Source organism: Pseudomonas sp. DWRC2-2, from assembly GCF_049897885.1.
In the GTDB taxonomy this organism is placed as follows: domain Bacteria; phylum Pseudomonadota; class Gammaproteobacteria; order Pseudomonadales; family Pseudomonadaceae; genus Aquipseudomonas; species Aquipseudomonas azotoformans_A.
On sequence record NZ_JAFCXD010000002.1, the window covers coordinates 478,549 to 502,726 of the forward strand.

Sequence of the window (24,178 nt, forward strand, 5' to 3'; positions counted from 1 at the left end):
TTGTGATTACCGCCCAAGCCTTCCCGACCATCCGGGCCCTCCAGCGCAGTGCCTGGAACGACTGTTTCCCGGGTGCCCTGGAGGACTGGGACTATTACGTCGCCGTGGAAAACGCCGCTATCGATGATTTTCAGTGGCGTTACCTGGCGGTTTACGACGATGGAACGCTGGTGGCTGTGGCGGCCGCGTTCATCACCCATTATCGCCTCGACACCACGGTGTCGGGCGCCGGAAAACGCTTGACCGAGCGTGTGGAGCGACTGTGGCCGGGGCTTTTGCAACTGGGCCTGTATGCCCTCGGCTCCCCGGTGGCGGAGCGCTGCGACGTTGGTTTTGCCAGCAGTGTGGCGGATACACGACGTCCGCTGCTGCTCAAGCACCTGTTGGAAGCCGCGCGCCAGGATGCCGATGACTTCGGTATCGGCCTGGTAGCGGTCAAGGACGCACCGAGCAAAGACCCGCACTGGGTCGAAAGTTGCCGCGCGGCGGGCTTCCAGAGCATGCCGAGCTTGCCCACGGGCGTGTTGCCGCTGCCCTACGGCTCGGTGGACGCCTACCTGGGGTCCCTGGGCAAATCCACACGCAAGGACCTGCGCCGCAAACTGCGCGCGCCGGGGCCACGGGTGGAATGGCGGCGCAATATCGACGACGTGCTGCCCCAGGTCATGCGCCTGTACGAGGCCACGCTCACGCGTGCCGAGTTGCAGTTCGAGCGGCTGCCCGCCGGTTACTTCACCGGTGTGCTCGAACGCCTTGATGAGCGGGCGGTCTGTGTTCTTTACTGGGTGGACGAGCAACTGGTGGCGTTCAACCTGATCCTGGTGGACGAGCACCGGCTGGTGGACAAATTTTTCGGGCATGACGTGGAATTCACCCGCGACTACAACCTGTACTTCCGTAGCTGGCTGACCAATGTCGACTACTGTATTCAACACAATATTGCCGTGTATGAGTGCGGCCAGGCCGGGTATGCCAGTAAGCTGCGCCTGGGCTGCGAGTTCCAGGGCAACAGCGTGTTTTTCCGCCACCGCAACCGGCTGGTCAACGGCCTGCTCAAGCTTGTGAAACTGTTTATTCGACCGGATCGTTCCGACCCTGCCATGGCTGCTGCGATAAGCGAAACCTGATGATCACCAAGACCCGCCAGAAAGCCCGCCCCTTTGCCATTTCGCGCTGGAGCGTCCAGCGCAAGCTGGTGCTGGCGTTCTGGTTGGTCAGCGTGATCCCTACCATGATCGCCGCCGAACTGGCGGCCACCACGCTGTCGCAGATCTTCGACAGCAACGTGCGCATCTGGCTGCAGGAGTCGACCAAGATCGTCAAGGATGAGATCGGCGACATCCTTCATGACAACGCGCGCATGGCCAAGTTGTTCCTGCGCTACACCAGCCCGCCGTCGAGCCGGCAAGCCGCCAAGCACGACCGCCTGACCGCCGACATTGCCGACGCCACCGACATCGACGTGGTGGCGCTGATCCGTATGAGCGACCACAAGCTGGTGTTCAGCACCGCCTCTGACGACATCGTCAAGCAGATCAGCCTGACCAGCAACGCGGTGTTGCAGACCGTGCAGGTGGCCGGGGTAAGCACGGGCGTTGTGGTGTCGACTTTTGAAACCACCCAGGACGGTGTCGATTACCTGCTGTTGGTCGCCACTTACCTGGACAGCAGTTTCCTCACCAGCGTGGCCGATGTGCATTCCCTCGACCTGCGCCTGTACCTGGCCAACCCCAATGGCTTCTCAGAGATTTTCTCGACCCAACGCTTTGAAGACCACCCGTCGCGCATCCCCAAGAACGTCGAAATCGCCATGCGCAGCACCAAGCAGCCGAGCGAACAGTTCACCAACAACTACAGCGGCTTGTATTGGCCGATCTTCAACGATGCCGGTGAGCTGCAAGGTGTGATCTTCAGTGGCTTGCTGCGCCACACCAGCCTGGTGGGGCTGGTAAACCAGAGCAATCTGTTCGTGCTGATTTTCCTGCTCAGTTCGGCGCTGTCACTGGCGGCGGGGGTGTTGGTATCGCGGCGGCTGACCAAGCCGCTGCGGGACCTGTCCCAAGGCGTGAGCGCGGTGATTTCCGGCGACTACGCGCACCGCGTGGTGGTCAGCGGTGGCGACGAACTGGCGCAGTTGAGCAGCACCTTCAACCACATGACCGAGCGGCTTGGCGAGTTGCATCACCTTGAAGCCCAGCTACGTCGACGTGATCGCTTGCATGCCCTGGGTGAAGTCGCCATGGGCCTGGCCCATGAGATCCGCAACCCGCTGGGCATCATCAAAACGGCAACGCAGCTGCTGCACCGCCGCGCCGACCTGGCGGAAACCGACAAGCGTCATCTGGAATATGTGGTCAGCGAGGTCAGCCGTATCAACGACCTGATCACCGAATTCCTCGACTTTGCCAAGCCCAACCCGCCGTTGCGCGTGTTGCTGCCGGCGCGCCCGCTGGTGGAGGAAATCCTCGGCTTCTGCGCGCCGGAACTGGCCACCCATAACATCGACGCGCACATCGACGACCAGGCACCCGGAGCGACAATTTACGCGGATGCCAAACAGCTCAAGCAGGCGTGCCTCAACCTGATCCTCAACGCCATCGACGCGATGCCCGAAGGCGGGCGCTTGACCCTGGGCATTCGTACGGAAGGCGAGAACACGCTGATCAGCATTACTGACACCGGCCAAGGCATTCCGGCGGACATGATCGAGCGCATCTTCACGCCATTTGTCACCACCAAGGCGTCGGGCACCGGATTGGGCCTGGCCAAAGTCTATTCGATCATGGAAAGTCACGACGGCAGCATCGAATGTGCCAGTGAGAAAGATGCCGGCGCCACCTTCAGCCTGTACATTCCGGCGAGTGGCGAAGACGACGAGGACAGTCATGACGCATAACATTCTGGTAGTCGACGACGAACCCAAACTCTGCGACCTGTTGGCCTCGGCCCTGGGCCAGAACGACGTGCAGGTGTTTGTCGCCGGTAACGGCCTGCACGCGCTCAAGGTGCTGGAGCAGGAAGACATCGACCTGGTGATCAGCGACTGGCGCATGCCAGGCATGGACGGGCCGGCGCTGCTGGCCGAGATCAAGGTGCGCTACCCCCATGTGCCGGTGATCGTGATGACCGCCTACAGCACGGTGAAAAACGCCGTGCAGTCGATGCGCAACGGCGCCTACGACTACATCGCCAAGCCGTTCGATATCGACGAGCTGGACATCACCGTGGCCAAGGCCCTGCAATTTCGCGACATCATGCGCGACAACGCACGCATGCGCGCCGAGCTGGACGAACACGCCCAGTTCGACAGCCTGGTGGGCGACAGCCCGGCGTTTCGCAAAGTGCTGCAAGCGGTGGACTCGGTGCGCGACAGCAGCGCCACTATCCTGCTGACCGGCGAAAGCGGCACCGGCAAGGAAATGGTTGCCCGTGCCATCCACAAGCATGGCAGTCGCGCCGACAAACCCTTCGTGGCGGTCAATTGCGCGGCCATCCCGGAAGGGTTGCTGGAAAGCGAAATGTTCGGCCATCGCAAAGGCGCGTTTACCGGCGCCGTGGCTGACCGGGTAGGGCGCTTCCAACAGGCCGACAAGGGCACGCTGTTTCTCGATGAAGTGGGCGACATGCCCCTGGCGTTGCAGGCCAAGATCCTGCGCGCGTTGCAGGAGCGGGTGATCGAACCGGTGGGCGATCCCCGCGAACGCAAGGTCGATGTGCGCGTGATCGCCGCCACCAACAAGAACCTGTTGGAAGCGGTGGCCAATAAGGAATTTCGCGAAGACCTGTACTACCGCCTCAACGTGTTCCCGATTCCCCTGCCGTCCTTGCGCGAACGGGTGGAAGACATCGGCCCCTTGGCCCGCCACTTCGCCCAGACCCTCAGCGCTACAGCGGGTAAACGCATCACCGGCTTCAGCCCGGAGGCGTTGCAGGCCATGGCGGCGTATCACTGGCCGGGCAATATCCGAGAACTGCAAAACTGCGTGGAGCGCGCGACCATCGTGGCGGCGTCGCCGGTGATCGAGGACATCGATTTGCCGGGTTACCTGTTTGCTTCCAAGCCAAGCGAGGACGGTGTGACGGCGATCCTCAGCGACGGGCCGGGCATTCCCCAGGACCTGGATGCGGCGCTGGCGGAGGTGGAGAAGGCCTACATACTCGCGGCGTTGCAGGAGAGCAATGGTGTGCAGGCAGCGGCGGCAGCGAAGATCGGCATTTCGGAGAGGAGTTTCTGGTATCGCCTGAAGAAGTTGGGCATCCAGGTCGACAAGATCGTGCGCTGATCAGGCGTGAACGCGGACCCACACGCTGACCAGCACCGTTGCGGCCATCAACCACGCCACCGCCGCCACGGCGAGTGACGCTTCCAACCGCATCCGATCGACCATCACATACAACGTCGCCAAATACACAAAATACGGAATGATCGACCACATCCCGAACAGGATCGTGGTCTTCAAGTCGTCCACCGAACGGCCTTTGCCAACGATGTAATGGGCGATCAAGGCAAAGGTCGGAAACAGCGGCACCAAGCCTGCGATGTAGTAATTCCTGGTCTTGGCCAGCGCGGCCAGAATCAATACCACGGCCGCGCCCAGGGCGGCTTTCAATAGCAGATCCATCAGTGGCTCAACCCGTATTTTTTGACTTTGTCGAACAGCGTGGTCTTGGCCATCCCCAGTTCCTGGCTGGCCTGGGTCAGGTTACCGCCGCTGCGTTGCAAGGCATCGTTGAGCAGGTTGCGTTCGAAGGCTTCCACCGCTTCGGTGAAGGCCAGGCCCTGGCTGCCGCTGCTGGCGCCGCTTTTCTTGAACGCCGGCAGGCCGAGGGCGAAGCGTTCGGCGACGTTGCGCAGCTCACGCACGTTGCCCGGCCAGTCGTGGCTCATCAGGCTCGACAGGGTCTGGTTGTCCAGCTCCGGCACACTGCGGTCGAAACGCAGCGACGACTGCTGCAGGAAATGTTCGAACAGTTGCAGGATGTCTTCACGGCGCTCGCGCAGCGGCGGCAGCTCCAGGGTCACTACGTTGAGGCGGTAGTACAAGTCGCTGCGGAACTGGTTGGCACGGCTCAGTTCGTCGAGGTCGGACTTGGTGGCGGCGATCACCCGGCAATCCACCGCCACGCTCTGGTTCGAACCCAGGCGCTCCAGGGTGCGCTCCTGCAACACCCGCAGCAGTTTGATCTGCAGGTTGATCGGCATGCTTTCCACTTCATCGAGGAACAGCGTGCCTTCGTGGGCATGTTCGATCTTGCCGATGCGGCGCTTGCCGGCACCGGTAAAGGCGTTGGCTTCGTGGCCGAAAATCTCGCTTTCGAACAGGTTCTCCGGCAGGCCGCCGCAGTTCAGGGCGACGAACTGGTGGGCGTGACGCCGGCTGAAATCATGCAGGCAGCGCGCGACCAGTTCCTTGCCGGTGCCGGTCTCGCCTTCGATCAGCACGTTGGCCGAGGTGTCGGCCACGTTGGCGATCAGTTCGCGCAGGTTCTGCATGGCCGGCGAGCGGCCGATGATGCGGCCTTCCAGCGAATCGCGCTCGGCCAGTTGGCGGCGCAACGACCAGACTTCCCGCGCCAGCCCGCGCTGCTCCAGGGCGCGGCGCGCCACGTCGACCAGGCGTTCGGGGGAGAAGGGTTTTTCCATGAAGTCATAGGCGCCGTTGCGCATGGCGCCGACGGCCATGGAGATATCGCCATGCCCGGTGATCAGCACCACCGGCAGGCTTTTATCCAGGGCCTTGAGGCGGGTGAGCAGTTCCAGGCCGTCAATGCCTGGCAAGCGGATGTCGCTGATCACGATGCCGGCGAAGTTCTCGCCGATGCGCTTCAACGCTTCTTCAGCGCTGCCCACGCCGACGCTGGGAATGTCTTCCAGGGCCAGGGCCTGCTGGCAGCCGAGCAGCACATGGGGATCGTCCTCGACGATCAGCACGGTGAGCTCGTCTTTGATGGCTTTAGCGTCTGTATTCATGTCGACTCAGCTTTTTGAGCGCCCGCCAACGGCAGGCACAAGACAAAGGCCGTTCCACCACTGACCGGGTGCTCCACGGCAAGGTTGCCGCCGGTGGCGGCCGCGAGGCTGGCGGACAGCGTCAGGCCCAGGCCCAGGCCTTGCTCGCCGGGCTTGGTGGTGAAGAACGGTTCAAACAAATGTTTGCGCGCCTCGGCGTCGATACCGTGACCATTATCACGCACGTGCAGGCGGTATTTGCCCTCGCTGCTGCTGCCTTCCAGCCACAGCTCGGGCGTGGGTTGGGCCTGCATGGCGTCGAGGGCATTGCCGATCAGGTTGACCAGGATCTGCTCCAGGCGCGTCTGGTCGATTTGCAATTGGGCGGGGGAAAAGTCGCGGTGCAGGGTCAGTGGCAAGCTGTCCAGGCGTGCGCCGAGAACCTGGAAAGCCGCGTCGACCGCTTTGGCCAGGCTGGCCTCGCCCTGGTCATCGCCGCGGCGGGCGAAGGAGCGCAGGCTGGCGGTGATGCGGCCCATGCGGTCGATCAGTTCGTTGATGGTCTTGAGGTTGGCGCTGGCGGTGTCCAGGGCACCGCGCTCCAGGAAGCGCACGGTATTGCCGGACAAGGTGCGCAGCGCCGCCAGTGGCTGGTTCAATTCGTGGGCGATGCTGGTGGACATCTGGCCGATGGCCGCCAGTTTGCCGGCCTGCACCAGCTCATCCTGGGCGCGGCGCAGCGTCTCTTCGGCCTGGCGTCGTTCGCGGATCTGGCCCTTGAGCCGTTCGTTGCTGGCGCGCAGGTCGGCGGTGCGCTCGGCGATCCGCCGTTCCAACTGGCTGTTGGCTTCCTGCAAGGCTTCCCGCGCGGCGAGGCGGGTGGCGATGACCTTGCGCCGCTCGTTCCAGGCGATCAGCAAAAACGCCACCAGGCCAAACGCAACGGCCACCAAAATGCCCTGGTTGATCGCGGCGCGGCGTAGATCGTTGAGCGGCGTGAGCAGGGTGAAATTCCACGGCGTGTCATTCAGCGGGCGGGTTTGCGCCAGGTAGCTGACTTCGTGCTCGTCGTTGACCACTTCGCTGTTGGCCGGGAAGGTCAGTTTCTCGGTGCCTTCGTTGAGACGCTCGCGGGCCAGGGGTTCCAGCTCGTTGAGCGTCGCCCAGTAATATTGCAGGCTGTGGGCCAGGCGATCCTTGGTGTCATCGCTCAGCGGGCGCACGGCCTTGAGGCGGCGGGCCGGGTCACTGGAGAGGATGATGATGCCGTTCTCGTCGCTCACAAAGGCTTCGAGGCGCGCACGCTGCCAGCGTTCTTCCAGGGCTTCGAGGCGCACCTTGACCACGGCGACGCCGATGATCTTGCCGTGCTCTTCGAGGCCGTGGGCCAGGTAGTAGCCGGGTTCGCCGTTGGTGCTGCCGATGCCATAGAAACGGCCAGGCTGGCCGCGCACGGCGTTCTGGAAATAGGCGCGGAAGGACAGGTCTTCACCCTGATAACTGTCGGCATCGCGCCAGTTACTGGTGGCCAGTACGCGGCCGGTGGTGTCCATCACATAGATGGCCCGACTGCGACTGCGTCGGTTCAGGCCTTCGAGGTAATCGTTGACGGTCTTGCGGGTTTCCTGGTTCGGATCGGCCAGCAGCGTGGAGACGCTGGATTCCAATTCCAGAAGGCTCGGCAGGTAGGTGTATTTGCTCAGTTCACTTTCGACAGTGCGGGCATGCAGCTCCAGCTGGCGTTCTCCGGTATCGCTGAGGGTGCGGATGCCGTAGTACTCGCTGACCCAGAAGCCGATATAACCCAGGCCGATCATCAGGGCGATGATCAACGGCGGCAGGAACAGTTGGCGGATCAGACGTGGTTTCACGGCAAGTGATGGCGGTGCGGCGCGAAATTGGTTGGGGTCGCATTTCATCACAGATGCCTTGGGTCAACCAGTTGTGGTGAAGGGGATTGGGCCCTTCACCACATCTGGGCAGTGCTTAGTGCTGCAGGATTTTCTCAAGGAAGTGCTGCGCGCGTTCGGAGCGGGCGCTGATGTCGCCGAAGAACTCTTCTTTCGGGCAGTCTTCGATGATCTTGCCGGCGTCCATGAAGATCACGCGGTCGGCCACTTTGCGGGCGAAGCCCATTTCGTGGGTCACGCACATCATGGTCATGCCTTCGTGGGCCAGTTGCACCATCACGTCGAGCACTTCGTTGACCATTTCCGGGTCCAGCGCCGAGGTCGGTTCGTCGAACAGCATGACGATCGGGTCCATGGCCAGGGCGCGGGCAATCGCCACACGTTGTTGCTGGCCACCGGAAAGTTGGCCAGGGTGCTTGTGGGCGTGTGCCGACAGGCCGACGCGGTCGAGCAGTTGCAGGCCTTTCTTGGTGGCTTCTTCCTTGCTGCGGCCGAGCACCTTGATCTGCGCGATGGTCAGGTTCTCGGTGATGGTCAGGTGCGGGAACAGTTCGAAGTGCTGGAACACCATGCCCACGCGCGAACGCAGCTGCGGCAGGTTGGTCTTCGGGTCGGCAATCGAGGTGCCGTCCACTACAACGTCGCCCTTCTGGAACGGTTCCAGCGCGTTGACGCACTTGATCAGGGTGGATTTGCCCGAGCCGGACGGCCCGCACACCACGATCACTTCGCCTTTTTTAACCTCGGTGCTGCAATCGGTCAGCACCTGGAAGTCGCCATACCACTTGTTGATATTCTTGATAGAGATCATACGGCAAACCTTTTTTGCAGACGCTTGACCAGCAGCGAGGCGGAAAAGCTGATGATGAAGTAGACGACACCGGCAAAGATCAGGAATTCGTTGGAGCGGCCGATGATGTCGCCGTTGGAGCGGGCGGAGTTGAGGAAGTCCACCAGGCCCACGGTGTAGACCAGCGAGGTGTCCTGGAACAGGATGATCGACTGTTGCAGCAGCAACGGGGTCATCTTGCGGAACGCCTGGGGCAGGATGATCAGGCGCATGGTCTGGCCATAGGTCATGCCCATCGCCTGTGCCGCCGCCATCTGGCCTTTGGGGATCGACTGCACGCCGGCCCGTACGATTTCACAGAAGTACGCGGCTTCGAACATCATGAAGGCCACGACGCAGGAGGTGAACGCACCGATCGGCGTGTCTTCGCCGGTGATCCAGCGCAACACGAACGGCACCGCCAGGTAGAACCAGGTGATCACCAGCAGCAGCGGGATCGAGCGGAAGTAGTTCACATAAGCGCCGGCAACGCGCGACAGCAGTTTGCTGGACGACAGGCGCATCAGCGCCAGGACCGTACCCAGCGCAATGCCGCCGACCACGCCCATGACCATCAACTGCAAGGTCATGACCATGCCGTTCCACAGGCCTGGAATAGCGGGGATGATGCCGCTGAAATCGAAGTCCATTATTTACCCCCCACGGAGATCAGGCCGGGCACTGCGACTTTCTTCTCGACCAGGCGCATGAGCAGCATCAGGCTCATGTTCAGGGTGAAGTAGATCAGCGTGGCCAGGGTGAAGGCTTCAAACAGGTTGGCCGAGAACTCGGCGGTCTGTTTGGTTTGCGCCAGCAGTTCCATCAGGCCGATCAAGGACGCCACGGAGGAGTTCTTGAAGACGTTGAGGAATTCCGAGGTGAGCGGCGGAATGATGATCCGGTAGGCCTGTGGCAGCAGCACGTTCCAGTAGATCTGCGGCAGCTTGAAGCCCATGGCACGCGCGGCGGATTCCTGGCCGCGTGGCAGCGCCTGGATGCCGGTACGCACTTGCTCACACACACGGGCGGCGGTGAACAGGCCCAGGCACACGACAACGCTCAGGTAGGCCGAGGTGGTCGGGTTGAGGTCTTGTTTGTACCAGTCCTGCAGGTTCTGCGGCAGCATGTCGGGTACCAGGAAGTACCAGATGAACAGCTGAACCAGCAGCGGCACGTTACGAAACAGTTCCACGTAGCAGGTCGCGATGCCCGATACGATGCGGTTTGGCACGGTGCGCATGACGCCCAGAATGGACCCCAGCAGCAAGGCGATAATCCATGCCACGACAGCGATGGCGATGGTCCAGCCCAAGCCGGCGATGTACCAGTCGAGATAAGTCTCGCTGCCCACGCCAGTGGACTTGAAGAACACGCCCCAGTCCCAGTTGTAATTCATTAGGGTCTCCCCTCGAAGTCGATCGATGTACAAGCACCCGCTTGGGGAAGATCCTTTCCCGCCTGACGGTGAACGTCAGGCACACGCGATCGGCTCGAAAACCGCCAGGTCGAGTGTTCCACATTAAAGCCAGCAGGTAGTAACAGACGCCTGAGGGAGGTTGGCTCCCTCAGGAGATAAGCTTAGTCAGGTATCAGATTTTTACGTCAGGCGCTGGCTTGTCGCTTGGGTTGGCGATCAGCTCCTTCACCTTGTCGCTCATCGGGAAGTTCAGGTTCAGGCCTTTTGGTGGGATCGGGCTCTCGAACCACTTGCTGTAGATCTTGTTGATTTCGCCGGATTTGTACAGGGCAACGATGGCGTCATCCACCGCTTTCTTGAAGGCTGGGTCGTCTTTACGCACCATGCACGCGTAGGCTTCGAAAGATTGCGGAGTACCGGTGATGACCCAGTCGTCCGGCTTCTTGGCCTTGGCTTCTTCACCGGCCAGCAGAGCGTCGTCCATCATGAAGGCAACGGCACGGCCGCTTTCCAGCATCTGGAAGGATTCGCCGTGGTCTTTGGCGGAGATGACGTTCATGCCCATCTGCTTGTCGGCGTTCATCGCTTTGATGATGCGCTCGGACGTGGTGCCCGCGGTGGTCACGACGTTCTTGCCTTTCAGGTCAGCGAAGTCAGCGTAGGACGGCTTGCCTTCCTTGTCTTTCTTGACCAGCAGGCGGGTGCCGATTTCGAAGATGTTGACGGTGAAATCAACTTGCTGGGCGCGTTCGGCGTTGTTGGTGGTGGAGCCGCACTCGAGGTCCGCGGTGCCGTTCTGGATCAGCGGAATACGGGTTTGCGAAGTGACCAGGTTGTACTTGGCCTTCAGGTCGGGTTTGTTCAGGTCTTTTTTCAGTTGCTCGACGACGGCCAACTGAATGTCGTGGGAGTAGCCCACAGGTTTGCCCGAACCATCCGCGATGTAGGAAAACGGAATGGAGCTGTCGCGGTGAGCGAGAGTGATGGTGCCGGAGTCGTTGATCTTCTTCAGCGTGCCGGTGAGTTCGGCGGCGAAAACTGGAGTGCTGATCAGAGCAGCAGCGATAGCTGCGCCCAGAATATGGGGAACGATGCGCATCAATACTTCCTCGACATTTGTTTTTTTTATGAAGCCGGCTAAACGGCTCTCTTGTACAGCGAATGCCCGTGACGGCTCCTGAGGCGTCCCAGGCAATCGTCCAAGAGTGTAGAGCATGAGTCGTGCCAGGCTCGATATAAAAGGTTAACTCCATGATTTATAGGGTAATTAACTTTATATGACGGCGTTTTTTCGGGGCTTGGGTCCGGCAAACCGAATAGATGGCAGTGTGGCGTTCGGAAAACCGAATGCAAAAAAAAGCCCCTGAGCCTTTCGGCGCAGGGGCTTTTGTAATACCGGTCTGTCAGGCCGCTTCAATCTTGCTGCGGTTCTGCTCAACGGTGGACAGGTAGCGCTGCACGTTGGCCTGTTCTTCCGGGGTGGTGAACAGACCCAGCTTGGTGCGACGCCACAGCACGTCCTGAGGCTGGGTCGCCCATTCTTCGGCGCACAGGTAATCAACCTCGCGGGTATACAAGCCACCCCCCAGGTGCTCCCCCAGGTCGGCCAGCGACTGCACGCCTTCCAGCAGGCGCCATGTACGGCTGCCGTAGGTGGTGGACCAACGGCGTGCGATTTCAGTCGGCACCCAGTCGAACTTGCTGCGGATGGCCTCGGCCAGGGCTTGCGGCGTGGTCATGTCTTCGCCGCCCGGAAGGCTGGCCTTGGCGGTCCAGCTTGGGCGCATCTGGGTGAAATACGGCGCCAGTTGTGCCATCGCCGATTCAGCGAGCTTGCGATACGTGGTCAGCTTGCCGCCAAACACCGACAGGATCGGCGCTTCGCCCTTGCCACCGGACAACGCCAGTGTGTAGTCGCGGGTGATGGCCGACGGGTTGTCCGATTCATCATTGCACAGTGGACGCACGCCGGAGTAGGTGTGGACGATGTCGTCGCGGCTCAACTGCTTTTTGAAATGCGCGTTGACCACTTTCAGCATGTAGTCCGTTTCACCCTCGGTGATCGCAACGGCAGCCGGGTCACCGGTGTATTCGCGGTCGGTGGTGCCGATGATGGTCAGGTGGTTCAAGTACGGAATGGTGAAAACAATGCGCTGGTCTTCGTTCTGCAGGATGTGCGCATGGTCGCCTTCGTACAGTTTCGGCACGATCAGGTGGCTGCCCTGGATCAGGCGGATGCCGTAGGGCGAATCCAGCTTCAGGTCGTCCCTGATGAACTTGGCGACCCATGGGCCCGCGGCGTTCACCAGTGAACGGGCACGGATCGAGAACAGGCTGCCATCGGCACGTTCCATGTTCATTTCCCACATGCCGTTGCTGCGGTGGGCGCTGATGCAACGGGTCTGGGTGTGGATGTGCGCGCCTTTTTCACGGGCGGCCATGGCGTTCAGCACGACGAGGCGGGCGTCATCCACCCAGCAGTCGGAGTATTCGAAGCCTTTGGTGATTTCGCTTTTCAGCGGGCTGTCGGGGCCGAACTTGAGGCTTTTCGAACCGGCGAGTTTTTCGCGCTTGCCCAGGTTGTCGTACAGGAACAGACCGGCGCGGATCATCCACGCCGGGCGCAGATGCGGGCGATGCGGCAATACGAAGCGCATTTGCTTGACGATATGCGGGGCCTTGGCCAGCAGTACTTCACGCTCGGCCAGGGCCTCGCGCACCAGGCGGAATTCGTAATGTTCGAGGTAGCGCAGGCCGCCGTGGATCAGCTTGCTGCTGGCGGACGAGGTGTGGCTGGCGAGATCGTCCTTTTCGCAAAGGAATACCGACAACCCGCGACCGGCTGCGTCTGCTGCAATGCCGACGCCATTGATACCGCCACCGATAACGGCAACGTCATAGACTTCGGCAAGCGGTGGAGCAGGCAAGGTGGAAGGGTTCATCGGCTGGCCTCGCGATTTTTCGTCTTGGAATTCGAACATTAATGTTCATTTGCGAAAATGGTAGCTGATAAACACGCGCGCAGCCAGCCGACTTCGATTGAAAAAACTCATCGAAGGGCTGGGAAAGGAAGATTTGTGAACATTATGTTCGGTTTAAAGGCGCGTTTGTGGCAAGCCCGCTCGCCAGAGTGAGGAGTGGAGAGCCTCAGACGACTTCCAGCCGCACCTTATGGTCACTCAACAACTGCACCAACGCCGGCACCGGCTGCTGATCCGTGACCAAACAATCCACCAGGCTGATCGGCCCCAGGCGAATCATGGCATTGCGCCCGAATTTGCTGGAGTCCGCTGCCAGGATCACCTGGCGTGCATTGGCGATGATCGCCTGGGAAACCCGAACTTCCTGGTAATCGAAGTCCAGCAGACTGCCGTCTTCATCGATACCGCTGATGCCCACAAGGGCAAAGTCGACCTTGAACTGGTTGATGAAGTCGACACTCGCCTGACCCACCACACCGCCGTCACGCCGTACGTTGCCGCCGGTCAACAACACGTCGAAGTCGTCCTTGGCACTGAGCATGGTGGCGACGTTGAGGTTGTTGGTGATGATTTTCAGGTGATTGTGGTTGAGCAGCGCACGGGCGATGGATTCGGTGGTGGTGCCGATATTGATGAACAGCGAGGCGTGATCGGGGATCTGCGCAGCGATGGCTTCGCCGATACGCTGTTTCTCGTCGCGCATCTGGTCGGCGCGCATGGCGTAGGCGGTGTTTTCGACACTGGAGTCATAGGCCGCGCCGCCGTGGTAGCGGCGCAGCAGATTGGCGTCCGCCAGCTGATTGATATCGCGGCGGATGGTTTGCGGGGTGACAACGAACAGCTGCGCCATTTCCTCGATGCTGACGTAGCCGCGTTCGCGGACCAGCTCAAGGATTTGTTGTTGGCGGGGAGGCAGATTCATGGGGCGTCCTTTGGGCTGCCATACAAAAGTGGCCCATGATGACGCAGGAATCCGCTCCCTGCCAGTTACAACCGGACGTTGGCTTATTCAGCGCCTTCGTGGGGCTCCCAGTCGCGCGTGCGGCTGACCGCTTTTTGCCAGCCGGCGTAGAGCTTCTCTTTGGCCGCTTCGTCCAGTTGCGGTTCGAATTCGCGCTCGATCACTGCCTTGCCGCGCAACTCTTCCAGGCTGCCCCAGAAGCCGCACGCCAGGCCGGCCAGGTAGGCGGCGCCCAATGCGGTGGTTTCGCGCATTTGCGGGCGCTCGACCTGGGTGCCGAGGATGTCGGCCTGGAACTGCATCAGGAAGTTGTTAGCCACCGCGCCGCCGTCCACGCGCAGGGCCTTGAGCCGTTCGCCCGAGTCCTGTTGCATGGCGTCGAGTACGTCGCGGGTCTGGTAGGCAATCGACTCCAGGGCCGCACGAATAATGTGGTCCACGCGTACGCCACGGGTCAGGCCGAACAGTGCGCCACGGGCGTACGGGTCCCAGTACGGGGCGCCCAGGCCGGTGAAGGCCGGCACCAGGTACACGCCGTTGCTGTCCTTGACCTTGCCAGCGAAGTATTCGGTGTCGTGGGCGTCGTTGATGATTTTCAGCTCATCACGCAGCCATTGCACGGTGGAGCCGCCGTTGAACACCGCACCTTCCAGGGCGTAGGCCACTTCGCCACGCGGGCCGCAAGCGATGGTGGTGAGCATGCCGTGCTTGGATTTCACGGCTTTGTCGCCGGTGTTCATCAGCAGGAAGCAACCGGTGCCGTAGGTGTTCTTGGCTTGGCCGGCTTCGACGCACATCTGGCCGAACAGGGCGGCTTGCTGGTCGCCGGCGATACCGCCGATGGCAATGCCGCTCTTGGTGCGGCCGTAGATTTCGGACGACGACTTAACTTCCGGCAGCATCTCGCGCGGAATGTCGAGGATCTCCAGCATCTTCGCATCCCATTCCAGGGTGTGGATGTTGAAGAGCATGGTGCGCGAGGCGTTGGTGTAGTCGGTGACGTGGGTCTTGCCGCCGGTAAATTTCCAGATCAGCCAGCTGTCGACGGTGCCGAACAGCAGTTCGCTATTGCGCGCACGCTCGCGGCTGCCTTCGACGTTGTCGAGGATCCACTTGAGCTTGGTGCCGGAGAAGTACGGGTCGGTAACCAGGCCGGTGGTGTCGCTGATGTACTGCTCGTGGCCGTCGCGCTTGAGTTGCTGGCAGATTTCGGTGCTGCGGCGGCACTGCCAGACGATGGCGTTGTAGATCGGGCGACCGGTGACTTTGTCCCACACCACGGTGGTTTCACGCTGGTTGGTGATGCCGATGGCGGCGACCTGGTCATGGTGCAGGCCGGCCTGGGCCAGGGCCTCGACCATCACCGCGCTCTGGGTGGCGAAGATTTCCATCGGGTCATGCTCGACCCAGCCAGCCTGTGGGTAATGCTGTGCGAATTCACGCTGGGCGGTGCAGACCACGTTGGCGTCACGATCGAAGATGATCGCCCGGGAACTGGTGGTGCCTTGGTCAAGGGCAATGATGTAGTTCTTATTCTGAATATCGGTCATGTCGAATGCCTTGGAAAATAAGAAAATCGGTAATCAGCCTGGGCTACAAAGGGCAGGTGCCCAGGCTGGCGCTATCAGGAAATACGGGTCTTGCCGTTGACAGCCGTGTCAGGTGTTGCTTCATCTATAGCAGGTGCGGCGCTCGGCAGATGGCGGGCAATCAGCCCGCGATAGGCCGCAGCACCGAGGCATGCGCCGACGATCGGCGCGAAAATCGGTACCAGGAAGTAAGGGATATCACGGCCACCAGTGAAAGCCATTTCACCCCAGCCCGCGAAAAAGGTCATCAGCTTGGGCCCGAAATCCCGCGCCGGGTTCATCGCAAAGCCGGTCAACGGGCCCATGGCGCTGCCAATCACCGCGATCAGCAGGCCGATCAGCAGCGGGGCCAACGGGCCGCGTGGCAGGCCGTTGTTGTCATCGGTGAGGGCCATGATCACGCCCATCAGGATCGCGGTGATGACCATTTCCACCAGGAACGCCTGGGCGGTGCTCAGCAGCGCATGGGGGTAGGTGGAGAACACCGACGCCAATTCCAGGCTGGCCTGGGAACCGCGCACCATGTGGTGGGTTTGTTCGTAATCGAAAAACAGGTTGCTGTAGAGCGTGTACACCAAGGCCGCCGAGCAAAAGGCACCGGCGATCTGGGCGAGGATATAGAAGGGCAGTTTGCGCTTTTCGAAGTCAGCGAAAATACACAGGGCAATACTGACGGCGGGGTTGAGGTGGGCCCCGGAAATCCCGGCGCTCAGGTAGATCGCCATGCTGACGCCGACCCCCCAGATGATACTGATCTCCCACAAGCCAAAGCTGGCTCCCGCGACCTTGAGCGCAGCGACGCATCCTGTACCGAAGAAGATCAGAAGCGCAGTCCCCAGGAATTCGGCCATGCATTGGCTCGAAAGTGAAGGCTGTTGAAGAGCAGTTGTCATGGAAAACCTCAGTTGTTGTTCTTGTCTGGCGCACAACCTCAACGGATTGTTGCGCGATTTTCACCGTGGCAAGGATCCCCATCCCGGTCACGGCTTACTGCTTGAATGCTGTTGGTCTATTCCTACAGTATTCGGAAACGAAAAAATATAGACAAGAATGACGGCTGTCAAAGGTCGAAAGTGAACTGTCAGTCACTTTCAAACTATTGGTCTGGTGAATGATCACGCTTGTCACATTGTGTGTGCACCTTAAGAGTGGGCGTACTAGAGCGTTTTGTGTGGGCTTGGCCTAGAATTGGCCATCTGTTTGCCACGCCCGGAGACGTCATGACCCCCGCATTGGACCTGTTGAAAAAAGTTCGCGCCGAACATCGTATCCACAGTTATGAACACGACCCCAAGGCGGCGTCCTATGGGCTGGAGGCCGCGGAAAAATTGGGCCTCGACCCGGCACAGGTGTTCAAGACCTTGTTGGCGTGCAGCGAGAAGGGCGAATTGTTGGTGGCGGTGGTGCCGGTCGTCGGAAGTCTGGACCTCAAGGCTCTGGCTCAAGCGGCAGGCGTCAAGAAAGTCGAAATGGCCGACCCGGCGGCGGCGCAGCGTTCAACCGGTTACCTGCTGGGGGGCATCAGCCCGTTGGGGCAAAAGAAACGCCTGCGCACGTTTATCGATGCAACAGCACAACCGTTTGCGACGATTTTTGTGAGTGCGGGCAGGAGGGGCTTGGAGGTTGAACTGCCAGCGGCGGTGCTGGCTGAACATACCCAGGCCAAATTCGCAGAAATTGGCCGGGTATGACCGGGCGTTATACCGGGCTGTAGCGGCGGACGCCGGATTCGGCTTGAGGAATCTGCGCGGCGGTGCTGCCTGAGGCCTGGAACAACACCAGGTGTTCGGCCGCTACACGGATCCCCACATCCGCGCCGACCTGATGGTCGGCATGGCTCGGGAAAATCGACTCCAATTGCGCGCCGGTCGGCAGTTGCAGGCGATACAAGGTCGACGCGCCGAGGAAGGTCTTGCCGACGATCCGCGCTTTCAACGCGCTGTCCGGTGCGTAGACGATGTCATCCGGGCGCAGCAGCACATCCACCGCGCCGCCGGTCGGCCAGGTGTAGGCGCGGTTGCCGCGCAACTCACCCAGTTCGGTGCTGACCGACTCCGGCGAACTCAATTGGCCACGGATGAAGTAACCCTGGCCGATAAAGCTGGCGACATAGGGCGTCTGCGGTTCGTGATAGAGGTTGTAGGGCGTGTCCCACTGCTCCAGACGACCCTCCTTGAAAACCCCGACTTGGTCGCTGACGGCAAAGGCTTCTTCCTGGTCATGGGTCACCAGAATCGCGCTGGTGCCGCGTGCCTTGAGGATGTCGCGCACCTCGTGGCTGAGCTTGCGGCGCAACTCGCCGTCCAGGTTGGAGAAGGGTTCATCCAGCAGCAACAGGGCCGGTTCCGGCGCCAAAGCGCGGGCGAGGGCGACGCGTTGTTGTTGGCCGCCGGAGAGTTCGTGAGGAAAGCGCTTGCCGAGGTTCTTCAAATTGACCAGCTCCAGCAACTCAGCCACCACGCGGTCTTTCTGCGGGTGCTTGCGAATGCCGAAGGCAATGTTGTCGGCCACGCTGAGGTGCGGAAACAGTGCGTAGTCCTGGAACACCATGCCGATACGACGTTTCTCCGGAGCCAGTGTGAAGCCGGCACTGGAGATCACGTCGCCCGCCAGGCTGATCTCGCCATCGTGCACCGGCTCAAACCCGGCAATCGCACGTAACGTGGTGGTCTTGCCGCAACCCGAAGAGCCCAGCAGGCAACCGATGTCGCCGGCGTTGAGGTGCAGGTTGAGGTTCTGTACCACCCGTTGATCTTGATAGCCGCATGCCAGATTGCGCAGGTTCAGCAGTAATGGCTGGCTCATGCGTGGTGGTACGACGGCGGGACGAGGAATTCGAGCAGGGCTTTTTGCGCATGCAGGCGGTTTTCAGCCTGGTCCCAGGCGACCGAGCGTGGGTCGTCGAGCAGGTCGTTGCTGATCTCTTCGCCACGGTGGGCCGGCAGGCAATGCATGAACAGCACGTCGGGCGCGGCCAGGTCGAGCAGGGCGCGGGTCACCTGATACGGGGCGAACAGGGCCAGGCGTTTGGCGGTTTCCTCTTCCTGGCCCATGGAGGTCCAGACGTCGGTGCTCACCAGGTGCGCGCCGATTACCGCGTCACGTGGGTCACGAACCAGGGTCACGCGGTCGCCGGCCTGGGCCAGGAAGCGCGCGTCAGGCTCATAGCCTTCCGGGCAGGCAACGCGCAGTTGGAAGTCAAACTGGATCGCCGCTTCTATATAGCTGTTGCACATGTTGTTGCCGTCGCCGATCCAGGCCACGGTCTTGCCCTGGATCGAGCCGCGGTGTTCAAGGAAGGTCTGCATGTCGGCCAGCAACTGGCACGGGTGCAGGTCGTCGGTCAGGCCGTTGATCACCGGTACGCGGGAGTGGGCGGCAAATTCGGTCACGGTGCTGTGGGCAAAGGTACGGATCATCACGGCGTCGAGCATGCTCGACATCACCTTCGCGCTGTCGGCGATTGGCTCGCCACGGCCCAGTTGGGTGTCGCGCGAGGACAAGAAGATGGCTTGGCCACCCAGTTGGATCATGCCGGCTTCGAATGACACGCGGGTGCGGGTCGACGACTTCTCGAAGATCATGCCGAGTACGCGGTTTTTCAAAGGCTCGAACAGTACGCCGCGGTTACGCAGGTCTTTAAGCTCAATGCCTCGACGGATCACGCTGACCAGCTCTTCGGGCGTGCAATCCATCAGGGAGAGAAAGTGCCTTGCGCTCATCATTAACTACCTTTTTGCAACAGACCGCAGATACTCAAAGCCTTGTTTATTGTGACAACGGGCGAGACCTGCGGCGAAAGCCGCACGGGGCGACGAAATAGGGGAAGGCGCGATCTTATAATTAAATGTCGCGTCTTACCAATAGGGCTACGGTTTTTAAGGGTGTTCAAGAAGGGCGCCAACGCGCTTTTGAAGACAATTTCCAGACAGCAGCGAGCCATTTGTACACTGGCGCCGAGACTTTTTGCAACGTGCGGGGGCGTGCGCAGGCCAGGCTGCGTCGGTTTCAGAGGCGGTATGCCGGGTTTCGAAACATTTGCTCACGCTTGGCCATGGCCTGGCCTGATGCAGGTCGATTCACGGGGCGAACGTTGGTAGCGCCTGCACGCGTCGCGGCCCATAGTGGGATCAAAGCCCCTATAAAAGAGACTGGCTATGACCAAGACTCTCCACCACCGTGCCTGCCATCTGTGTGAAGCCATTTGTGGCCTGACCCTGGAAACCACCCAAGCCGACGACGGCAGCCTGGCGATCACCTCGATCAAGGGCGATGCGCTGGATACGTTCAGCCGTGGGCATATCTGCCCCAAGGCCGTCGCGTTGCAGGATATCCAGAACGATCCCGACCGCCTGCACCAACCCCTGTTGCGGGTCGGCAGCGAATGGCAGCCGATTGCGTGGGAAGACGCCTTCGCGCTTGTCGCCGAGCGTCTGTCAGGCATTCAGGCGCGGCACGGGCAGAATGCGGTGGCGGTGTACCAGGGCAACCCCAGCGTGCACAACTATGGGCTGATGACCCACAGCAACTACTTCCTTGGCCAGTTGAAGACGCGCAATCGGTTTTCCGCGACGTCTGTGGACCAGTTGCCCCATCACCTCACCAGTTACCTCATGTACGGCCACGGCCTGTTGTTGCCGATCCCGGACATCGACCACACCGACTTCATGCTGATCCTGGGGGGCAATCCGCTCGCGTCCAACGGCAGCATCATGACCGTGCCCGACGTGGAGAAACGCCTCAAGGCGATCCAGGCGCGGGGCGGCAAAGTGGTGGTGGTCGACCCACGGCGCAGTGAAACGGCAGCAATGGCCGACCAGCATCTGTTCGTGCGCCCAGGCGGTGATGCGGCGTTGTTGTTCGGCGTGCTCAACACCTTGTTCAGCGAGAACCTGACCCGCGACAGCCATTTACCGATTGAAGGCCTTGAGGACGTACGGCGCGCTATCGCCGGGTTTTCCGCCGAGGCCATGAGCCGCCAATGTGCGGTGCCTGCCGAGCAGATCCGCCAGTTGGCGCGGGATTTTGCCGCTGCGGACAAGGCTGTGTGCTACGGGCGCATGGGCGTGTCGACCCAGGCATTCGGCACGCTCTGTCATTGGCTGGTGCAGTTGATCAACCTGGTGACCGGCAACCTGGATCGTGTTGGCGGTGCACTGTGCACCACGCCGGCGGTGGATCTGGTGGCGTCGACCGGTGGCGGGCATTTCAATCGCTGGCAGAGTCGGGTATCCGGGCGTCCGGAGTACGGTGGCGAGTTGCCTGTGTCGGCGTTGGCTGAGGAAATGCTGACCGAGGGCGAAGGGCAAATCCGCGCGTTGGTCACGGTGGCGGGTAATCCGGTGTTGTCGACGCCCAACGGACGGCAGTTGGAACAGGCCCTTGATGGCCTGGAGTTCATGGTCAGTATCGACCTTTATATCAACGAAACCACGCGCTATGCCGACCTGATCCTGCCGTCTACGTCGGCGCTGGAAAACGATCATTACGACACCACCTTCAATATGTTCGCGGTGCGTAATGTCACCCGCTTCAATCGGGCGATCTTGCCCAAGCCGGAAGGCGCGTTGCATGACTGGGAGATTTTCGTCGGTCTGGCCAACGCCTTCGCAGCCCAGAACGGTGTCGCGCTCAAGCCGACGATGCCCCCGGCACACATGATTGATTTCGGTCTGCGTGCGGGCGTCTACGGTGATGCATCCAGCCACAAGTTGTCCGTGGCCATGCTGGCGGATCATCCCCACGGCGTCGACCTTGGTCCGCTGCAACCCAACCTTGCAGCGCGTTTGAAAACCGCTGATGGCAAGGTGCAAGCGGCGCCAGCGGTGATCCTCGCCGACCTGGCGCGCTTTGCCGCGCAACCGGTGCCGGTGGCTGATGAACTGCTGTTGATCGGCCGCCGCCACGTGCGCAGCAATAATTCCTGGATGCATAACTATCACCGGCTGGTGAAGGGCAAGCCGCGCCATCAATTGCTGATGCATCCGGATGATCTGGCCAGTCGGCAATTGAGCGATGGTCAGCGGGTCCGTGTCAGTTCGCGCATCGGCATGATCGAAGTGGAAGTGGTGGCCAGCCTGGACATGATGCCCGGCGTGGTCAGCCTGCCCCACGGTTGGGGCCACGGGCGTCCTGGGGTACAGATGACGATCGCCAGTGGGCAGCCAGGGGCGAGCGCCAACGATTTGACCGACGAACGGCAACTGGATGAGCTGTCGGGCAATGCGGCATTGAACGGCGTCCCCGTGCAGGTAGCAGCCGCCTGAGCACTGCGCTGGAATTTTGCGTTACAATGCGCCACCGTGCCGACCTGTGAGTCGCAAAGTTCCAGCCGAGGTGTTCCATGGATATCATCGAAACGATCAAAGAGCAGATTGCCAACAACACCATTCTGCTTTACATGAAGGGCGCGCCAAACGCTCCTCAGTGCGGTTTCTCCGCGAAGGCGTCCCAGGCCATCATGGCGTGCGGCGAGAAATTCGCTTACGTGGATATCCTGCAAAACCCTGAAATCCGCGCCAACCTGCCGAAATACGCCAACTGGCCGACTTTCCCACAGCTGTGGGTGGCCGGTGAGCTGGTCGGCGGTAGCGACATCATCGTTGAGATGGCGGCTGATGGTTCGCTGCAAACGCTGGTCAAAGAAGCAGCAGCCAACGCGGCGGCAAAGACCGACGCTTGATGCGCTTGCAATAAAAAGCCCCGCTTCTCGTGAGAGAGCGGGGCTTTTTTGTACCTGCTTGCGGGGGGCTTATTCTTCGCCCATCTGCGATTGCAGGTAGTTTTCCAGGCTGACTTTGTCGATCAGGCCCAGTTGGGTTTCAAGCCAGTCGATGTGTTCTTCCTGGTCTTCGAGGATATCTTCCAGCAGTTCGCGGCTACCGAAGTCGCCCTTGGTTTCGCAATGAGCGATGGCGGCCTTGAGGTCGCTGTGGCTCTTGTGTTCGAACTTCAGGTCGCTGCTGATCATTTCCTGGGTGTGCTCGCCGATGTTCAGCTTGCCCAGGTCCTGCACGTTCGGCAGGCCTTCCAGGAACAGGATGCGCTTGATCAGCTTGTCCGCATCTTTCATGGCCTTGATGGATTCTTTGTATTCACGCTTGCCCAGCTTTTCCAGGCCCCAATCGTCATACATGCGCGCATGCAGAAAGTACTGATTGATCGCGACCAGTTCATTGGCAAGGATTTTGTTGAGTTGCTGGATGACTGAGATGTCGCCTTTCATGACTGGGGTCCTGCCCTGTAATAGCTGTGTATAAGGCGGAGTTTGAGCGGCGAAATCCCTAGTGTCAAACCTAAGTTATTGAATAATAAATGAAAATTAATCGGAATAAGAATGTTTGTGTTCCGCGTCTTAGCGCTAACTTATTGAATTGCGGGCATAAAAAAACCGGACACTAAGTCCGGTTCTTTAAAACACGCCATTCAGGCGTGTGTAAATTCTGCTGAATAGGGGAGCGCGGCCTGGGCTGTCTGCAGCTGCGTCAGGGTTTCCCGTACCACTTGCTTGGCGAGGCAAGCACATTTACCGCACTGGCTGGCAACGCCGGTGGTTTCACGCACTTCCTTGTAGCTGCAGCAACCTTCATAGATTGCTTCGCGGATTTGTCCGTCGGTGACGCCAGTACAGAGGCACACATACATAAGGGAGAACCGTCGCGGGTTTAAGGCTTAAGTGCGATGGATCTTAATGTTAACGAGAATGATTGTCAAAGTAGATTCGTAGGGTATTTGCTGGCACCGCGCCCGCACTGACGAACGGTTTTTTCAGTGTATGATGGTCGGTCTTCACGAAGCGTGACTGCGTCACAGGGCTGTCGCTTGAATGCGGCAGACTCGGGGCCGGTCCTTTTACTTCAATCGTCACCCTCACATCAGGAGATACCCAATGAGCGTACTCGTCGGCAAACAAGCCCCGGATTTCGACGTCCCAGCCGTCCTCGGCAATGGCGAAATCGTAGACAGCTTCAAACTGTCTGAGGCCATCAAAGGCAAATACGGCCTGGTGTTCTTTTACCCGCTGGACTTCACCTTCGTCTGCCCTTCGGAGCTGATCGCTCTGGACCACCGCATGGACGATTTCAAGGCGCGCAACGTTGAAGTGGTAGCCGTTTCCATCGACTCCCATTTCACCCACAACGCCTGGCGCAACACTGCCATCAATGATGGCGGCATCGGCAAAGTCAAATACACCATGGCTGCCGACATGAAGCACGACATCGCCAAGGCCTACGACGTTGAGTCCGAAGGCGGCGTGGCGTTCCGTGGCGCGTTCCTGATCGACGACAAGGGCGTTGTCCGCTCCCAGATCATCAACGACCTGCCACTGGGTCGTAACATGGAAGAGCTGATCCGCCTGGTCGACGCCCTGCAATTCCACGAAGAGCACGGCGAAGTCTGCCCTGCCAACTGGAAAAAAGGCGACAAAGGTATGAACGCTTCGCCAGAAGGCGTTGCGGCTTACCTGACCGAGAACGCTGGCAAGCTGTAAGCCAGGTTCTAGGTACAAAAAAACCGGCCTGAGAAGGCCGGTTTTTTTAT

At 60.4% G+C, this 24,178-nt stretch carries 22 protein-coding genes; 7 read left to right on the forward strand and 15 right to left on the reverse strand.

Annotation, left to right across the window (positions count from 1 at the left end; all coding sequences use genetic code 11):
• Nucleotides 1-2 precede the first annotated feature (2 nt).
• Genes ACP7EW_RS10715 through ACP7EW_RS10725 form a run of 3 tightly spaced genes read left to right on the forward strand, consistent with a single transcriptional unit; the run spans nucleotide 3 to nucleotide 4,283 of the window.
• On the forward strand, nucleotides 3-1,127 hold the full coding sequence (locus ACP7EW_RS10715) for a GNAT family N-acetyltransferase (protein ID WP_426216948.1): 1,125 nt from the start codon (nucleotides 3-5) through the stop codon (nucleotides 1,125-1,127).
• The gene (locus ACP7EW_RS10720; RefSeq protein ID WP_038847825.1) at nucleotides 1,127-2,896 is read left to right on the forward strand and encodes a sensor histidine kinase; all 1,770 of its coding nucleotides are present in this window, start codon (nucleotides 1,127-1,129) and stop codon (nucleotides 2,894-2,896) included. Before ACP7EW_RS10715 ends, ACP7EW_RS10720 begins: the two co-directional genes overlap by 1 nt.
• The gene (locus tag ACP7EW_RS10725; RefSeq protein ID WP_426216951.1) at nucleotides 2,886-4,283 is read left to right on the forward strand and encodes a sigma-54-dependent transcriptional regulator; all 1,398 of its coding nucleotides are present in this window, start codon (nucleotides 2,886-2,888) and stop codon (nucleotides 4,281-4,283) included. Before ACP7EW_RS10720 ends, ACP7EW_RS10725 begins: the two co-directional genes overlap by 11 nt.
• Here ACP7EW_RS10725 and ACP7EW_RS10730 read toward each other — a convergent pair whose 3' ends face one another.
• From ACP7EW_RS10730 to ACP7EW_RS10780, 11 genes are all read right to left on the reverse strand, one after another.
• Nucleotides 4,284-4,622, reverse strand: coding sequence for a GlpM family protein (locus tag ACP7EW_RS10730; RefSeq protein WP_033896402.1), 339 nt, complete (start codon nucleotides 4,620-4,622; stop codon nucleotides 4,284-4,286).
• Nucleotides 4,622-5,971 (reverse strand): sigma-54-dependent transcriptional regulator, encoded by a 1,350-nt coding sequence (locus tag ACP7EW_RS10735; RefSeq protein WP_016977477.1) that lies wholly within the window; start codon nucleotides 5,969-5,971, stop codon nucleotides 4,622-4,624. The genes ACP7EW_RS10730 and ACP7EW_RS10735 overlap by 1 nt, the downstream gene beginning before the upstream one ends.
• Entirely contained in the window at nucleotides 5,968-7,869 is a 1,902-nt protein-coding gene (locus ACP7EW_RS10740) for a sensor histidine kinase (RefSeq protein ID WP_033896403.1), read from the reverse strand. Before ACP7EW_RS10740 ends, ACP7EW_RS10735 begins: the two co-directional genes overlap by 4 nt.
• Before the next feature lie 67 nt (nucleotides 7,870-7,936).
• Nucleotides 7,937-8,671 carry an amino acid ABC transporter ATP-binding protein gene (locus ACP7EW_RS10745; protein WP_038847832.1) on the reverse strand — a complete coding sequence of 245 codons (735 nt, stop codon included), beginning with the start codon at nucleotides 8,669-8,671 and terminating at the stop codon, nucleotides 7,937-7,939.
• Nucleotides 8,668-9,339, reverse strand: coding sequence for an amino acid ABC transporter permease (locus tag ACP7EW_RS10750; protein WP_010212763.1), 672 nt, complete (start codon nucleotides 9,337-9,339; stop codon nucleotides 8,668-8,670). The genes ACP7EW_RS10745 and ACP7EW_RS10750 overlap by 4 nt, the downstream gene beginning before the upstream one ends.
• Nucleotides 9,339-10,085 (reverse strand): amino acid ABC transporter permease, encoded by a 747-nt coding sequence (locus ACP7EW_RS10755; RefSeq protein WP_010212762.1) that lies wholly within the window; start codon nucleotides 10,083-10,085, stop codon nucleotides 9,339-9,341. Before ACP7EW_RS10755 ends, ACP7EW_RS10750 begins: the two co-directional genes overlap by 1 nt.
• A 193-nt stretch (nucleotides 10,086-10,278) precedes the next feature.
• The gene (locus ACP7EW_RS10760; RefSeq protein ID WP_133074503.1) at nucleotides 10,279-11,205 is read right to left on the reverse strand and encodes a glutamate/aspartate ABC transporter substrate-binding protein; all 927 of its coding nucleotides are present in this window, start codon (nucleotides 11,203-11,205) and stop codon (nucleotides 10,279-10,281) included.
• Nucleotides 11,206-11,509: 304 nt separating this feature from the next.
• Complete coding sequence (glpD, locus tag ACP7EW_RS10765; RefSeq protein WP_426218049.1) at nucleotides 11,510-13,048, reverse strand: glycerol-3-phosphate dehydrogenase; 1,539 nt, start codon at nucleotides 13,046-13,048, stop codon at nucleotides 11,510-11,512.
• Nucleotides 13,049-13,253: 205 nt separating this feature from the next.
• Entirely contained in the window at nucleotides 13,254-14,009 is a 756-nt protein-coding gene (locus ACP7EW_RS10770; RefSeq protein WP_061435475.1) for a DeoR/GlpR family transcriptional regulator, read from the reverse strand.
• Between the two features lie 83 nt (nucleotides 14,010-14,092).
• Nucleotides 14,093-15,598 carry a glycerol kinase GlpK gene (glpK, locus tag ACP7EW_RS10775; RefSeq protein WP_426216955.1) on the reverse strand — a complete coding sequence of 502 codons (1,506 nt, stop codon included), beginning with the start codon at nucleotides 15,596-15,598 and terminating at the stop codon, nucleotides 14,093-14,095.
• Nucleotides 15,599-15,672: 74 nt separating this feature from the next.
• Entirely contained in the window at nucleotides 15,673-16,530 is an 858-nt protein-coding gene (locus tag ACP7EW_RS10780; protein WP_133074501.1) for an MIP/aquaporin family protein, read from the reverse strand.
• 327 nt (nucleotides 16,531-16,857) lie between these two features.
• Between ACP7EW_RS10780 and ybaK the strand changes: the two genes are divergently transcribed.
• Complete coding sequence (ybaK, locus tag ACP7EW_RS10785) at nucleotides 16,858-17,328, forward strand: Cys-tRNA(Pro) deacylase (protein WP_426216957.1); 471 nt, start codon at nucleotides 16,858-16,860, stop codon at nucleotides 17,326-17,328.
• 7 nt (nucleotides 17,329-17,335) lie between these two features.
• Here ybaK and ACP7EW_RS10790 read toward each other — a convergent pair whose 3' ends face one another.
• Entirely contained in the window at nucleotides 17,336-18,442 is a 1,107-nt protein-coding gene (locus ACP7EW_RS10790) for an ABC transporter ATP-binding protein (protein WP_314525216.1), read from the reverse strand.
• Entirely contained in the window at nucleotides 18,439-19,359 is a 921-nt protein-coding gene (argF, locus tag ACP7EW_RS10795; protein WP_426216959.1) for an ornithine carbamoyltransferase, read from the reverse strand. Before argF ends, ACP7EW_RS10790 begins: the two co-directional genes overlap by 4 nt.
• A gap of 435 nt (nucleotides 19,360-19,794) precedes the next feature.
• Here argF and ACP7EW_RS10800 point away from each other — a divergent pair, with 435 nt between their 5' ends.
• Entirely contained in the window at nucleotides 19,795-21,903 is a 2,109-nt protein-coding gene (locus tag ACP7EW_RS10800; RefSeq protein ID WP_426216961.1) for a molybdopterin oxidoreductase family protein, read from the forward strand.
• Nucleotides 21,904-21,980: 77 nt separating this feature from the next.
• Complete coding sequence (gene grxD / locus ACP7EW_RS10805; protein WP_033896413.1) at nucleotides 21,981-22,319, forward strand: Grx4 family monothiol glutaredoxin; 339 nt, start codon at nucleotides 21,981-21,983, stop codon at nucleotides 22,317-22,319.
• A gap of 69 nt (nucleotides 22,320-22,388) precedes the next feature.
• Here grxD and bfr read toward each other — a convergent pair whose 3' ends face one another.
• Both bfr and ACP7EW_RS10815 read right to left on the reverse strand, forming a co-directional pair.
• Nucleotides 22,389-22,862, reverse strand: a complete 474-nt coding sequence (gene bfr, locus ACP7EW_RS10810) for a bacterioferritin (protein ID WP_033896414.1) — start codon at nucleotides 22,860-22,862, stop codon at nucleotides 22,389-22,391.
• 200 nt (nucleotides 22,863-23,062) lie between these two features.
• Nucleotides 23,063-23,281, reverse strand: coding sequence for a bacterioferritin-associated ferredoxin (locus ACP7EW_RS10815; protein ID WP_010564137.1), 219 nt, complete (start codon nucleotides 23,279-23,281; stop codon nucleotides 23,063-23,065).
• Between the two features lie 244 nt (nucleotides 23,282-23,525).
• Here ACP7EW_RS10815 and ACP7EW_RS10820 point away from each other — a divergent pair, with 244 nt between their 5' ends.
• A complete protein-coding gene (locus ACP7EW_RS10820; RefSeq protein ID WP_003172097.1) occupies nucleotides 23,526-24,128 on the forward strand; it encodes a peroxiredoxin in 603 nt (200 codons plus the stop codon).
• Nucleotides 24,129-24,178 lie beyond the last annotated feature (50 nt).